This window comes from Herbaspirillum sp. YR522, assembly GCF_000282575.1.
In the GTDB taxonomy this organism is placed as follows: Bacteria; Pseudomonadota; Gammaproteobacteria; order Burkholderiales; family Burkholderiaceae_D; genus Herbaspirillum.
On the sequence record NZ_AKJA01000006.1, the window covers coordinates 88713 to 103321 of the forward strand.

12 protein-coding genes are annotated in these 14609 nt (G+C 65.0%); 11 read left to right on the top strand and 1 reads right to left on the bottom strand.

Annotation, left to right across the window (positions count from 1 at the left end):
- The first annotated feature begins 41 nt into the window (after positions 1-41).
- The 10 genes from PMI40_RS00380 to dapA all read left to right on the top strand — a co-directional run bounded on the left by PMI40_RS00380 (position 42) and on the right by dapA (position 12780).
- Positions 42-386, top strand: a complete 345-nt coding sequence (locus PMI40_RS00380) for a helix-turn-helix domain-containing protein (protein ID WP_008110961.1) — start codon at positions 42-44, stop codon at positions 384-386.
- Entirely contained in the window at positions 373-1647 is a 1275-nt protein-coding gene (locus tag PMI40_RS00385; protein WP_008110963.1) for a type II toxin-antitoxin system HipA family toxin, read from the top strand. The genes PMI40_RS00380 and PMI40_RS00385 overlap by 14 nt, the downstream gene beginning before the upstream one ends.
- Positions 1648-1702: 55 nt before the next feature.
- Positions 1703-2221: a sigma-70 family RNA polymerase sigma factor gene (locus PMI40_RS00390; protein ID WP_008110964.1), complete on the top strand. Its 519-nt coding sequence runs from the start codon at positions 1703-1705 to the stop codon at positions 2219-2221.
- Between the two features lie 11 nt (positions 2222-2232).
- On the top strand, positions 2233-3225 hold the full coding sequence (locus tag PMI40_RS00395; protein WP_008110967.1) for a FecR domain-containing protein: 993 nt from the start codon (positions 2233-2235) through the stop codon (positions 3223-3225).
- A gap of 72 nt (positions 3226-3297) precedes the next feature.
- Complete coding sequence (locus PMI40_RS00400) at positions 3298-5817, top strand: TonB-dependent siderophore receptor (RefSeq protein ID WP_008110968.1); 2520 nt, start codon at positions 3298-3300, stop codon at positions 5815-5817.
- Positions 5818-6288: 471 nt separating this feature from the next.
- The gene (locus PMI40_RS00405; RefSeq protein ID WP_008110971.1) at positions 6289-7716 is read left to right on the top strand and encodes an FAD-binding oxidoreductase; all 1428 of its coding nucleotides are present in this window, start codon (positions 6289-6291) and stop codon (positions 7714-7716) included.
- Between the two features lie 100 nt (positions 7717-7816).
- The gene (locus tag PMI40_RS00410; protein ID WP_008110973.1) at positions 7817-8917 is read left to right on the top strand and encodes an ABC transporter substrate-binding protein; all 1101 of its coding nucleotides are present in this window, start codon (positions 7817-7819) and stop codon (positions 8915-8917) included.
- A gap of 33 nt (positions 8918-8950) precedes the next feature.
- Positions 8951-10045, top strand: a complete 1095-nt coding sequence (locus tag PMI40_RS00415; protein WP_008110975.1) for an ABC transporter ATP-binding protein — start codon at positions 8951-8953, stop codon at positions 10043-10045.
- A 3-nt stretch (positions 10046-10048) separates the two neighbouring features.
- Positions 10049-11845: an ABC transporter permease subunit gene (locus tag PMI40_RS00420; RefSeq protein WP_008110977.1), complete on the top strand. Its 1797-nt coding sequence runs from the start codon at positions 10049-10051 to the stop codon at positions 11843-11845.
- A 23-nt stretch (positions 11846-11868) separates the two neighbouring features.
- Positions 11869-12780, top strand: a complete 912-nt coding sequence (dapA, locus tag PMI40_RS00425) for a 4-hydroxy-tetrahydrodipicolinate synthase (protein ID WP_008110979.1) — start codon at positions 11869-11871, stop codon at positions 12778-12780.
- 19 nt (positions 12781-12799) lie between these two features.
- Here dapA and PMI40_RS00430 read toward each other — a convergent pair whose 3' ends face one another.
- Positions 12800-13633: an IclR family transcriptional regulator gene (locus PMI40_RS00430; RefSeq protein ID WP_008110981.1), complete on the bottom strand. Its 834-nt coding sequence runs from the start codon at positions 13631-13633 to the stop codon at positions 12800-12802.
- Positions 13634-13748: 115 nt separating this feature from the next.
- Between PMI40_RS00430 and proC the strand changes: the two genes are divergently transcribed.
- Entirely contained in the window at positions 13749-14561 is an 813-nt protein-coding gene (gene proC, locus PMI40_RS00435; protein ID WP_008110983.1) for a pyrroline-5-carboxylate reductase, read from the top strand.
- The last annotated feature ends 48 nt before the right edge of the window (positions 14562-14609 follow it).

Below are 14609 nucleotides of genomic sequence, written 5' to 3' on the forward strand. Positions count from 1 at the left end.
TAAAGGCTTATATTAGATAATGCGTTATCTATGGAGGTCTCATGCCCAAGAAACTGATGCATGACGAGGCCAGGTATCCAAGCCTGGTTGCGCAGCGTGTCGCGCTGTGGGGACAGTACATTCATGCGGCGCGGCTGGAGCAGCGCATTACCGCCGCTGACCTGTCGCAGCGCGCGCGCGTCTCCGAAAGCACGCTGCGGCGGCTGGAACAGGGAGACCCCGGCGCCGCGGTGGGCGCCTATATGGCGGTGCTCAATGTCCTGGGCGGGCTGGCCGACCTGGCGCCTGTGCCTGTGCGACAGGTAGCCGCCCCGGTCAGGCGGGATGGCACAGTGGCTTCGCGCGTGCGTCGCTCGGCAGCGGAGATCGACGATGAGTACTTCTGAGCGCCCGGTTCGCCTGTATGTCTACCTTCAGCGCCCCGACAACGGGCAATGGGTGACGGTGGGGCGTTACTCCCTGCAGCGCGAAACGGAAGGGCGCTTCCTGTATGCCCCGAGTTATGCCGATGCCGGGTTGGGTTGGGCCATCGATCCGGTCAACCTGCCATTCAAGCCCGGTATCGCCATCGGTGCGCCGCGATATCGCGGCTTGCATGACGTCTTGCGCGATGCCTGCCCGGACTCGTGGGGACAGGCCATCATCCGCAAGCAAAAGGGTTTGTCCGATAGCGCGCATCCGTATCAATTCCTGGTCAACGCCAGGAATGCCGACCGTTGGGGAGCGTTGGCAATCGGCACCTCGCCCAGGCCTTCGGTGGATCATCTCAGCAGCCCGCGCCTGGAAAACCTGGCCGACCTGGTGGTCGAATTGTCTGCCATGGCGGTGCAGCGACCACCGGTCAACAAGAACATCCGCAAGATGCTGGTGGCGGCGCCCAGTCTCGGTGGCGCCCGCCCCAAGGGTGTGGTGCAGGATGGCGATGACTACTGGCTGGTCAAGCCGCGCGTGCCCAGCGACACTGCCGACGTGCCCTTGCTGGAGCACATGGCGGCCCGGTTGGGGCGCGCGGTCGGCCTGGATTTTGCCGACACGGTGTACCAGACGGTGGGCGACGCCATCAGCGTAGTGCGTGTCAAGCGATTCGACCGGCGTGGTGATCGCCGGCTCATGGCGATCAGCGGCGCGACGATGCTGTCGACCGAATTTCCTGGCGGGCAGGTCAGGGCGGAATGGAGTTATCCCCGGCTGGCCGAGGAACTGCAACGTATCGGGGCCGGCCCCGACCGCCAGGAGCTGTTCTTGCGCATGGTCTACAACGCCGTGCTCGGCAACGATGACGACCACCCGCGCAACCATGCCGCCATCTACGATAGCGCGCTCAAGCGCTGGCGCCTTTCGCCCGCCTTCGACGTCGTACCCAATTGGGATGACAGCCCGGCCGCGCTGGCCATGCAGACCTCGCTCGGACGATACGATATTTCCCGGCAATCCATCCTTGCCGATGCCGGCCATTTCGGACTGTCGTCCACGCAGGCGCCGGCCCTGCTCGACGACTTCCTCGATCGCCTGGACAGGTCGGGCAAGCAGCTCGCAAGCCAGGCCCCGGCGGCGATCCAGGCCTTCTTCCATGCGCGGATTTCTCATGGCGTGCAACTGTTGCGCGGCGGTCAGGACCCTGCCGTTAGGTCGAATAAATTTGAGTAAAGCTGATAGAATGATAGTTATTCTCATTCAATGAAGTTTCTTCGCCGGCGCACTCATGTCGATATCCGAACCACAGCATCAGCAACTGGGAGCGTTGTACAGCGATCACCATGGCTGGCTCAAGGGATGGTTGCGCGGCAAGCTGGGATGTGCGGCGGACGCGGCCGACCTGGCGCAGGATACGTTCCTGCGGTTGCTCAACCGGGAGCAGGGCGCTTCGTGCGCCACCGGCTTGCGCGAGCCGCGCGCCTACCTGACCCGCATCGCCCAGGGCCTGGTGATCGATCACTGGCGACGGCGCGATGTCGAGCGGGCCTTCCTCGATGCGCTGGCTGCGATGCCCGAGGCCGAGGCGCCTGCGCCCGAAACCCGGCTGTTGATCATCGAGGCCCTGGTGCGCATCGACGCCGCGCTCGATGCGCTCAAGCCCCGTGCGCGCCAGGCCTTCCTGCTGGCGCAGCTGGATGGGCTGAGCGGGCCGGCCATCGCCGCCCGGCTGGGCGTATCGCTGGCCACGGTCGAACGTGACCTCAATGCGGCCTGGCAGCAGTGCTATCGGGTCTATTTCCTGTGAATCCCGGCGAGATGCGCACGGCGCAGCCGATCATCGATGCGCAAGCGGTCGACCAGGCCATTGCCTGGGGGGTACGGCTGCGCCTGCGCGGGGGCGATGCCGGCGACCTGCAGGCGTTCGAGGCATGGCGTCGTGCCGACGCGCGCCATGAAGCCGCCTGGCGCCGTATAGAGACCATGCAACAGGACCTGCAGCACATGCAGGCGGTGCCGTCGCAACTGGCGGGGCAGGTGCTGGCGGCCAGCGCCCGGGCGGCGCTCGGCCGGCGCCGCGGCGCCATGAAACTGATGATCGCCGGCGCCATGGTGGGGGCGGCAGCCTACGCCGGGCGCGACAGCGCCTGGATGCAGATGGCCACGGCCGACTACAGCACCGGCGTCGGTCGTCGGCGCACGGTGCAACTGGACGATGGCAGCGAGCTGGTGCTCAATACCGATACCGCCGTCAATGTGCGTTATGAAGCCAGCCGGCGCCTGATCGAGGTCCGTCGCGGCGAGATACTGGTGACCACCGGCCGTGACGCCTCGGCGCTGCAACGGCGCGCCTTCATGGTCAGCACCGACGATGGCATGATGCTGGCCAAGGGGACCAGGTTCCTGGTGCGCAAGGAGCCGGGCCGGACCCGCCTGACGGTACTCGAGCATGCGGTCGAACTGAGCAGCCCCGAGGTGCACGAAGCGGTGCTGGCGCAGGCCGGCGACAGCTTCTACATGTCGCGCCGGGCAATCTGGAGGGCCGCTGCCGACAACTTCGATCCGGTGGCCTGGACCGAGGGCGTGATCGCCGCGCGCGAAATGCGCATGGACCAGTTCGTGGCCGAGCTGTCGCGCTATCGACCGGGTTTGCTCAGGTGCGATCCGGAAGTGGCCGCCTTGCCGGTGTCGGGCGTATTCCAGTTGCACGATACCGAGCGCACCATCGAGGTCCTGCTGGCGACCCAGCCGGTGGCGGCGCGCTACCGCACCCGGTATTGGGTGACCATCATTGCGCGGCAACCCGGTTGATCCGAAAAAAATAATCGAAAACAGGTGAGGGGATTTGCGAAGTGCTGCGGCAAGCAAGTTAGAGATCCTGACTTGTTGTCCAACCTTATCGTCAATCCCATGCCACCTGTAACCACTTCCTACCCCGTCCCCCATCGACTGGCGCGCGCCGTCGGCGGCGCCATGCTGGCGCTGGCCGTGGGCCTGCCCCTGGCCATGAGCCAGCAAGCCATGGCGCAAACCGCCAATGCGTCGACCACCCAGCATTTCAGGATCGCCGCCGGCCCGCTGGACGCCGCGCTCGACCAGTTCGCACGCGAAGCCCGCATCACGCTGACCTATGATGCGGCCGCCTTGCGCGGCCTGCGCGCGTCCTCGCTCAACGGCAGCTATACCATCGACGCCGGCCTGGCGGCGTTGCTGGCCGGCAGTGGCATGGGCGCGGTGCGCCTGGCCGGCGGCGACTATACCGTGCGTCCGGTGGCGCCCGACACCGGCGCTGCCGCCGCTGCCGCCAGCACCTTGCCGACCATCACCGTCAAGGACGACGCCGAGATCGAGACCGCGCTCACGGCGGTCACCGGCAACGTCGCCCGCATCAGCCGGGTCGGCACCAAGACCGATACCTCGCTCAAGGAAACGCCGCAATCCATCTCCGTCATCACCCGCGACCAGCTGGATGCGCAGGGTGTCGAAAGCATCGCCGAAGGGCTGCGTTATACCCCCGGCGTGGTGGCCCAGTACGGCAATACCGACCTGCGCTACGACTGGCTGACGGTGCGCGGTTTCGTGCCGGGGCGATACCTGGACGGCATGCGCCTGCCGTTTGGCGCGCGCGGGTATTCGCAGCCGCGCGTGGAGCCTTTCGGCCTGGAGCGCATCGAGGTCCTGAAGGGACCCAGCTCGCTGCTGTATGGCCAGGCCACTCCAGGAGGCCTGGTCAACATGGTCAGCAAGCGTCCCACCACCGAGACGGTGCGCGAGGTCGAGCTGCAATATGGCAGCCACAACCGCAAGCAATTGGGCATCGACCTGGGTGGCAAGATCGACGACAGCGGCCAATGGAGCTACCGCCTGGTGGCCCTGGGACGCAAGAGCGATACCGCCTATGACTTCGTGAGCGAGGAGAAGACCTACCTGGCGCCGTCGCTGACCTGGCATCCGAACGCCGATACCCGGCTGACGCTGCTGGCGCAGTACCAGAAGATCGATTCCAGGGGCGGCGGCGGCGCCCCGGTGCTGACCGCCAATGGCACGCTCTACACCAATCGCTTCGCCGCGCTCGATCGCAGCACCTTTGCCGGCGAGCCGGGCTTCGACCGCTTCACCAACGAACAGTATTTCCTTGGCTACGAGTTCGAGCAACAGCTCAACGCCGATTGGAGCGTGCGCCAGAACCTGCGTTTTGGCGAAGTCGATGCCGATACCCGCCGGGTGCAGACCGCCTGCCTCAATGCCCTTTGCAATCCGGCCACGCTGGGGCGCTATGCCTGGGCCTTCCCCGAGAAGTCGCGCATGTTCACCGTCGACAACCAGCTGCAGGGTAACTTCAATGCCGGGCCGACCCGGCACACGCTGCTGGTCGGTGTCGATTATTCGGCCGAACGCAGCCATTACAGCGAGAGTTCGCTGAACGTGCTGGGCAGCCTGTTCAATGCCTATGCGCCGGTCTACGGCACCTATAGCGGCGTGGTGCCGCCGGCGGCGATGCGCATCGAGCAGGACCGCGACCAGCTGGGCACCTACCTGCAGGACCAGGTCAGGCTGGAGCGCTGGACCCTGGTGGCCGGCGGTCGCTACGACTGGGCCGATACCAAGACCCGCACCACCACCAGCACCGCCAGCACGCTGGTGTCGCAAAGCGATTCGGCATTCACCGGCCGCCTGGGGCTGCTGTACAGTTTCGACAATGGCATCACGCCCTATGTCAGCTATTCGACTTCGTTCCAGCCGACGGTGGGCACCAGCCGCACCCTGGCCGTGTTCAAGCCGACCAAGGGACGCCAGACCGAGGCCGGTGTGAAGGTCCAGCCGGACGGTTCGAAGACCATGATCACGCTGTCGGCCTATGAATTGACCCAGCAGAACGTGACCACGCCCGATCCGCTCAACACCAGCTTCAACGAGCAGACCGGCGAAGTGCGGGTGCGCGGCATCGAGCTCGAAGGCAAGGTACAACTGCAGAAGGGCCTGGACCTGATCGCTTCCTACGGTTACACCGACAGCAAGATCACCAAGGCCAACACCAGCGGCGGCGTCAACAACACCGGCAATCGCCTGGCCTTCGTGCCGCGCAACCAGGCCAGTGCCTGGCTGGACTACACGGTGCAGGATGCCGACCTGGCAGGCCTGGGCGGAGGTTTCGGCGCGCGTTACCTGGGCGAGAACTTCGGTGACAATGGCAACCTCTATCACATGCCCGGCGTGACCCTGTTCGACGCCGCCCTGCGTTACGACTTCGGCAAGACCAATGCGCAACTCAAGGGCCTGCGCATGGCGCTCAATGCATCCAATATCTTCAACAAGACCTATGTGGCCGCATGCCTGGGGGCCTCGGGTTGTTATTACGGTGACGGCCGCAATGTCTACCTGACGCTGAAGTATGGTTGGTAAGTTGTTGCATCGACGCTGATTCATCCAGCGTATCTGGTATAAGAAAAGCACTTGCCGCTGCCGCCGGACGATCGAGAGTCCGGTCGCAGCGGCATTTTTTCGTCAGTCGATCCGGGGCGCGAAAGCACTTTCTCACGGGCCTGCACAAGGGGAGTGCGCGGGTGCGCCAAATGCATGCGGGGCAACCCGTTTTGTTGCGCCGCAATGGTGCTTTGCGGACGATCGCGACCCCACCCGAAGCGCGGATTTGAGTTTATGCACACGCTAAATCATTGATTTAAATAATTTAAAAATCAATATGCGATGACGATGATTGCAATGCAATCATAGATATTTACATGCGATTTTCGTTCTTCTATTCTTCTTTCAACAATGAGCAGGTCCGAGCGCGCCGTGCGACGCCCCCCAATAAATCCGATGCGGGTCTATTTGCGGGCGGCACTGGTGGCGCATGCATGAGGGAGATAGTGTATGGACGTACAAAACGGTTTGATCGCGCAGTTGCAGGCGGCATTGGGCGCTGGCGCGGTCATCGTGGCCGAGGCCGAGATGGAGGGCTACACCGAAGACTGGCGCGGCCGCTTCAAGGCGCCCGCGCTGTGCGCGGTATTGCCGGCCACCACCGAGCAGGTGGCACTGGTAGTGAAGGCCTGTGCCGCGCACGGCGTGCCGCTGCTGCCGCAAGGCGGCAACACCAGCCTGTGCGGCGGCGCCGTGCCGCAAAAGGGCGGCACGCCCCCGGTGATCCTGAACCTGGCGCGCATGCGCCGGATCCGCGACATCGATCCATCCAACAACTCGATGGTGGTCGAGGCCGGCTGTATCCTGCAGACGGTCCAGGAGGCGGCCGTCGAGGCCAGGCGGCTGTATCCGATCAGCCTGGGTGCCGAGGGCTCCTGCCAGATCGGCGGCACGCTGGCCACCAATGCCGGCGGCACCAGCGTGCTGCGTTACGGTAATACCCGCGACAACGTGCTGGGCCTGGAAGTGGTCCTGCCCGACGGCACCATCTGGAACGGCCTGCGCGCGCTGCGCAAGGACAATACCGGCCTCGACCTGAAGCAGCTTTTCATCGGTGCCGAAGGTGCGCTGGGCGTCATCACGGCGGCGACGCTGAAGTTGCATCCCTTGCCCACCGAGCACGCCATGGCGTGGTTCGCACCGGCCGATACCGAGGCCGCCTTGAAGGTGCTGGGCATGTTCCAGCAGGGATGCGGCTCGCGCCTGTCGGCCTTCGAGATGATGAACGACCGCCAGCTCGAACTGGTCATCGCACACGTTCCCAATCGCCGCAATCCGCTCGAGGCGATGCATCCCTGGCATGTGCTGGTGGAGCTGGCCGATACCCAGGGCGCCGATGAACTCGGCCAGATCCTGCTGCAGGTGCTGGAGCAGGCCATGGAACAGGGCCTGGTGGTCGATGCCGCCATCGCCAGCAGCCAGGCACAACGTGCCGCGCTGTGGGAAATCCGCCATAGCGTAAGCGAGGCCAACAAGAAGGAAGGCATCGGCCTGACCACCGATTGCGCGGTGCCGGTGTCGGCCGTGCCGGCTTTCATCGCGCAGGCCAGTGCTGCCGTGCATGCCGACGTGCCGGGGCTCGATATCATCGTGGTGGGCCACGTGGGCGACGGCAATATCCACTTCATCCCGATGTTCGATTTCGACACCTGGAAGGCGCTGCCCGATCCCGACGACATGGGCCGGCGCATGCGCCACTGCGTCAACCAGGTGGCCCATACCCTGGGCGGCACCTTCAGCGCCGAGCATGGCGTGGGCCAGACCGGCCTGCCCGAGATGGCGCACTACAAGTCGCCAGTGGAGCTTGCCCTGATGAAGACCCTCAAGCAGGCGCTGGACCCGGCCAACCTGATGAACCCAGGGCGCCTGCTGCCCTAGGGCCTGTCCTAGCCGTACCGTAATCCCCCCCTGTTACCGGCCCCGATCGCGCGTCGATCGAGCCGGCTCTTTCGTTACGTCCATCCTCATGGAGAACCAGATGAAACCGAAACAAAACGCAAGTGGACATGTAGAAAATTCCGGCCGCCGCTCGGCCATCAAGGCCGCCGCCGCAGGCGCCGTGGCGATCTCGTTCCCGTTCATCTGGACCCCGTCGCGCGCGGCCACCAAGCGCATCGTGGTGCGTGACGACGGCGGCATCTACAACAAGGCCTACAACGAAGTGTTCTACAAGCCGTTTCGCGACAAGACCGGTATCGAAGTGGTCGGCGTGCAGGCCACGGCCGAACCGACCGCGCAGATCAAGAGCATGGTCGACGCCGGCGCCTATACCTGGGACATGGCCAAGGTCAGCCAGCCTGCGGTGCTCACGCTGACCGCCGGCGGCAAGGAATACCTGGAACGCCACGGCCTGGAGTCGGACCCGATGATCGCCAAGATCCCCAAGCAGTACATGACCCCGTTCGGCGTCGGCCATAACGTCTACACCACGGTGCTGGCCTATCGCACCGATGCATTCAAGGGCAGGAAGGCGCCCAATTCGTGGGCCGACATGTGGAACGTGAAGGACTTCCCGGGGCGTCGCGCCTTGCGCAAGTATCCATTCGACACCATCGAGGAAGCGCTGATGGCCGATGGCGTGGCGCCAGGCCAGGTCTATCCCTGTGACATCGATCGTGCCCTGGCCAGCCTGGGCAAGATCGCCAAGAACGTCGACGTCTGGTGGACCACCGGCGCCCAGGTCGAGCAGATGCTGACCTCCGGCGAGGTCGACATGGTCGCCACCTGGGCTTCGCGCGCGCAATCGGCCATGGCCAACGGCGCTCCGGTGGCCATCGTCTGGAACCAGAACATCTGGGGCTGCGACAGCTGGGCCATCCTCAAGGGCACGCCCAATGCCGATGCCTGCCGCGAGTTCATCAAGTTCGCCAGCGACGCCAAGCGGCAGGCGGCGCTGACCAACTTCTTCCCGGCCGGGCTGACGCAACCGGAAGGCTTCAGCTTCGTGAAACCCGAGATCGCGCGCAATTCGCCGACCTACCCGGAGAACATGAAGAGCGGGGTACAGATCGACGCCAGATACTGGCAGCAGAAACAGAGCGTGGCGCTGGAACGCTTCAATCGCTGGGTCCTCGGTTAATCCGTCATCAATCATCCGTTAGAGCATCAGACCATGTCAGCTTCCAATCTCTGCATATCGGGCCTTAGCAAGCGCTATGGCGATTTCGTCGCGCTGGCGCCGACCGATCTCGACGTCGCCCAGGGCGAATTCCTTACCCTGCTGGGACCCAGCGGATCCGGCAAGACCACGCTGCTGAGCCTGATTGCAGGGTTGGCGCAAGCTGACGGGGGCAGTATCAGCATCAATGGCATGGACGTCACCTATGGCGCGCCCTACGAGCGCGACATCGGCATGGTGTTCCAGAACTACGCCTTGTTCCCGCACATGACGGTGGCCGAGAACATCGCCTTTCCGCTGCAGATGCGCCGGGTCGATGCCGCCACCGCGCGCAAGCAGGTCGAGCAGGCGCTGGAGATGGTGCACCTGCCGCATGTGGCGGACCGTTATCCGCGCGAGTTGTCCGGCGGCCAGCAGCAGCGCATCGCGCTGGCCCGCTGCATGGTCTACCGGCCTTCGATCATCCTCATGGATGAACCGCTGGGCGCGCTCGACAAGAAGCTGCGCGATCACATGCAACTGGAGATCAAGCGTATCCACCGCGAACTGGGCACCACCATCGTCTACGTCACCCACGACCAGGAAGAGGCGATGACCATGTCCGACCGCATCTGCCTGATGCAGGCGGGCGCCATCGCCCAGCTCGGCAGTCCGGACGACCTGTATTTCCGGCCCGCCAATGCCTTCGTGGCCGATTTCCTGGGCGAGTCGAACCTGCTCGAGGCCAAGGTCCTGGCGCGCCAGGGCGAACGCGTGCGGGTCGCCATCGGCGGCCACGACCAGGGCGAGGCGGTGGCCTACGACGCCAGCATCAAGGCCGGCGACGCGGTCAAGCTGATGATTCGCCCGCAGAACGTGAGCGTGCATGGCGAGCCGGCGCAGGTTCCTGCCGGTACCGCGATGCTGCAGGGCCGCTTGATCGAAGTGATGGTCACCGGCGGCATGACCAAGCTGTACCTCGACAATACGGGCGCTGCCGCACCGCTGGTGGCGTCGTACCCGACCAACCGCATGGGCTCGCGCTACCAGATCGGGCAGCAGATCACGCTGTGCTGGCAGCCCGACGACGCCGTGGCGATCCTGGGATAAGACATGAAGCCAACCACACTCCCACATCCGACCGACGCGGCGCCGGCAGCCCGTGCGGCCCGCTGGCGCAGCCGGCTGCGCCCGGTGCTGATGTCGGCGCCGTTGATGATCCTGCTGCTGGTGCTGCTGGTCTATCCGGTGGGCCAGTTGCTGATGCTGAGCATACGCAACGAGACCGGCTGGAACCTGGCCGAGTACCGCAAGCTGTTCGAGTCGTCGGTATATGTCGAGGTCTTGCTGATCACGCTCAAGGTATCGCTGCTGACGACGCTGTTCTCGGTGGTGTTCGGCTATCCGATCGCCTACCTGATCTCCACCGTCACGGCGCAGCGCAAGAACCGCCTGCTGTACTGGGTGCTGCTGTCGTTCTGGACCAGCTTTCTGGTGCGCACCTTCGGCTGGGTGGTGCTGCTGGGCCGCAACGGCGTCATCAACTGGGTGCTCAAGACGCTGGGCATCATCGACGCGCCGCTGAACCTGCTCTACAACCTGCCGGCGGTGGTGGTGGGGATGGTGCATGCACTGATGCCATTGGCGATCCTGACCATGCTGTCGGTGATGGAAAACATCGACCGCCGCCTGCCGAGCGCGGCCTCGACCCTGGGGGCGCGTCCTGGCACGGCGTTCTGGCGCGTGTATTTCCCGCTGTCGCTGCCGGGCGTGGCCTCCGGCGCGCTGATGGTGTTCGTGACCGCGATCGGCTTCTTCATCACGCCGGCCTTGCTGGGCGGGCGGCACGAGACGATGATCACCCAGCTCATCATCGACCAGGTCATGCAGGCGCTGAACTGGGGCTTCGCCGGTGCCATCTCGGTGTTGCTGCTGGTGGTGGTGCTGGTGGTGTTCGTGATCTACGACCGCATGGTCGGCCTGTCCACCATGGCCGGCGGCAGCAGTGCGGCGGCCCGGAAGTCGTCGGCCAACCCGGCCTGGCGGCGGCTGGGCAATGGCATCCTGGGCGCCCTGGGGCACGCCACCGATACCTTGCTGGCGCCGTTCACCCGTCGTCGCAACGCGCCGGCAGCGCAGGGGCGCAGCCTCGATCTTGCGGTGATCGTGCTGCTGGTCTTCCTCAGTGCGCCGGCCTTCATGATGATCCCCTTGTCGTTCGATTCGGCCTCGGGCCTGGCCTGGCCGCCACGCGGGTTCTCGCTGCAGTGGTACCGCCAGGTGTTCGAGTCGTCGCTGTGGATGGACGCCATCGGCCGCTCCATGCTGGTCGGCGTGGGCACCGGCGTGTTGTCCATGCTCATCGGCACACCCATGGCGTTCCTGCTGGTGCGTGGCAGCGGGCGCGGCAATGCCGGCCTGCTGGCCCTGGTGCTGGCGCCGATGATCGTGCCGCGCATGATCCTGGCGGTGGGCGTGTTCTATTTCTTCGCCCGCATCGGCCTGGTCGGTTCATCGTTTGGCCTGATGCTGGCCCATACGGTGGTGGCGGTGCCTTATGTGGTCATCACCATGATGGCGGTACTGCGCAACTACGACACGCGCCTGGATCACGCGGCCTACAGCATGGGCGCGCGACCGCTGGCCACGCTGCGCCGGGTGACGCTGCCGATCCTGAGCGCCGGCATGCTGTCGTCGTTCCTGTTTGCGTTTGCCACGTCGTTCGACGAGTTGACCATTGCACTGTTCACCACGGGTGGCCTGAGCACCACGCTGCCCAAGCAATTCTGGGATGAAACCACGATGCAGATATCACCGGTCATCGCCGCCGTGTCGACCTGCCTGTTCGCGTTCATCACCCTCCTCATTTCCGCCGCCGACCGGCTGCGCCGCCGCAGCCTGGCTTCCTGAGTTTCATTAGAAAAGGTAACGATATGCTTACAGTCGCGTCAATCAAGGGCGTCATGCCCGCCATTCCCACTCCCGTCAATGCGGACGACACCATCAACGTCGCCGCCACCCAGGCGCTGCTGCGCTTCCTGCTCAAGCAGGGTATCGACGGCGTGCTGCCATTGGGCGGCACCGGCGAATACGGCGCGCTCTCGCGTGCCCAACGCGCGCGCATGATCGAGCTTACCGCGGCCGAGGTCAAGGGCAGCGTGCCGGTGATTGCCGGCGTGCTCGATCCGGGATACCACGATGCCATCGGCTCCGGGCGCGAACTGGCTGCAGCCGGCGCCGACGGCTTGCTGGTGCTCACGCCTTACTACACCAACCCGACCCAGGCCGGCATTCGCGACTACTTCCTGCGTTATGCCGACGAGTCGCCGGTGCCGATCCTGATCTACGAGATTCCCTACCGTACCCGTATCGCCATCGCCCCCGAGGTGCTGCACGAGCTGTCGCGCCATGAGCGCATCATCGGCATGAAGGCCTGCAATACCGACATGTGGCATTTCCTGCGCACCATGGCCGGCGTCGACGATTCGTTCGCCGTACTCAGCGGTGAAGACACGCTGTTCCCGCTGCATCTGGCCGCCGGCGCCCGGGGCGGCATCATCGTCACGGCGTCGCTGCTGCCGACGGCCTGGCAGCAGGTGTATCAACTGGCGCGTGCCGGCAAGACCGCCGAGGCGATCGCCTTGCACCGCTCGCTGATCCCGCTGATGAACCTGGCGTTTGCCGAGACCAACCCGGGCCCGATGAAAGCCGTGATGGATCTCATTGGCGTGAATGCGCCCGAGATGCTGGCGCCGCTGGTGCCGCCCGCGGCAGATCTGGCCAGCCGGTTGCGCGACGAACTGCAGAAGCAGCTGGCGATCTTCGAGGCGCCCCGGGCGGCCTGACCTGCGGCCACCCGCCCGCTCAGCCGCGCAGGCTTTGCAGGCGGGATTTCGAAATCGAAGTGGCAGCGACCTGGACATGCTGGGCCAGTTCGCTCTCGACCCGTTCCACCGTCCAGCGCGAGGTCGGCACCGAGATGTTGATGGCGCCGATGGGGATGCCGCCGTGGTCGGTGACCGGGGCCGCCACCGAGATGTCGCCCAGTACCGTCTCGTTCTCGATGACGGCATAGCCGCGACGCGCTACCTGGCGGATGCGCTCCATCAACTTGTTGGTATTGGTCTGGGTAAAGGGGGTCATCGGTTCGAGCCGGGTCTGCGCCAGGATTTCCTTGATGCGGTTGGCGGGCAGTCGCGACAGGATCGCGATGCCGGAGGCCGTGAACAGGGCCGGCAGGCGGGCACCCACCACGATGTCGATGTTGACCAGGTGCTTGCCCGGGAAGCGGGCCACGAACACGATCTCGTGACCATCCAGTTCCAGCAGGTTGGTGGTCTCGCCGACATGGCGGCTGATGTCGAGCAGATAGGGCGAGGCCTTGTCGACCAGCTCGTTGGCGCGGATGTAGTTATAGGAGAACTGCAACACCTTGCTGGTCAATCCGTAGTTGCGGGTATCGGCGATGCGCTGCAGGTAGCCCAGTTCTTCCAGCGTATGCACCACGCGCTGGGTGGCGCTTCGATCCAGGCCCGAAGCGCGTGCGATGTCACCCAGCGTCATGTGGCGATTGGGGCCATCGAAGGTATGCAAGACCTGGAAGGTCTTCTCGGTGGAGCCGATGAACAGCGTGGAACGGTCCGCTTTGCGGTCGCGTGCGGGCGTTGGCGAGACCGGGGCAGGGGCGTTTTTTGGCATGTTGGTGGCTCTATAACTATTGTTATTCGATAACTATGATTGAATTGCAATTATATCGCGCCGGCGTTTCGACTCATTTGTTTCATTTCCCGTTATCGGAAGTCTGGAGTCTGAATTGAAGATTGCATTTATTGGCGCCGGCAATATGGCCGGCGCACTGATCGGCGGCCTGGTGGCACAGGGCAACGACCCGCTGGACATCGTCGCCATCGATCCCGGCGCCGATGCCCGCGAGCGTGTCGCCGTCCATGGCGTGCGCACCGGTGTGGCCGCGGACGCGACCACACTGGCGTCGTGCGAGGTCATCGTGCTGGCGGTCAAGCCACAGATCTTGCGCGCGGTGGCCGGGCAGTTGGCGCCCTGGCTGCAACGGCAGCTGGTCATCAGCGTGGCCGCCGGCATCCGGTTGCAGGACCTGTCGCGCTGGCTGGGCGGGTATCGCCACCTGGTGCGCGCCATGCCCAATACCCCGGCGCAGATCGGGCTGGGGGCGACCGGTCTGGCGGCGCTGGACGAGGTCAGTGCGCACCAGAAGGCGCTGGCCACGGCGGTGATGGATGCGGTCGGCATGACGGTCTGGGTCGAGCAGGAAAACCAGCTCGACGCCGTCACAGCAGTCTCCGGCAGCGGCCCGGCCTATGTGTTCTATTTCATCGAAGCCATGGCCGAGGCCGGTGTCCAGATGGGCCTGGGACCGGCGCAGGCGCAAGCGCTGGCGCTGGCCACCTTCAACGGCGCGGCGCAGTTGGCCAGCCAGGCCGGTGAAACGCCGGAGATCCTGCGCGAGCGCGTCACGTCCAAGGGCGGCACTACGGCCGCGGCGCTGGCGTCATTTGCCCATGCCCAGGTCAAGCAGCGCATCATCGACGGCGCCATCGCGGCCAAGCTGCGTGCCACCGAGATCGGCAACGAAATGGGGGCGCTGTGAGCCAGGCTGGCGAGCGACTGTTGGCGCAATACGGCCCGCGCGAGGCCA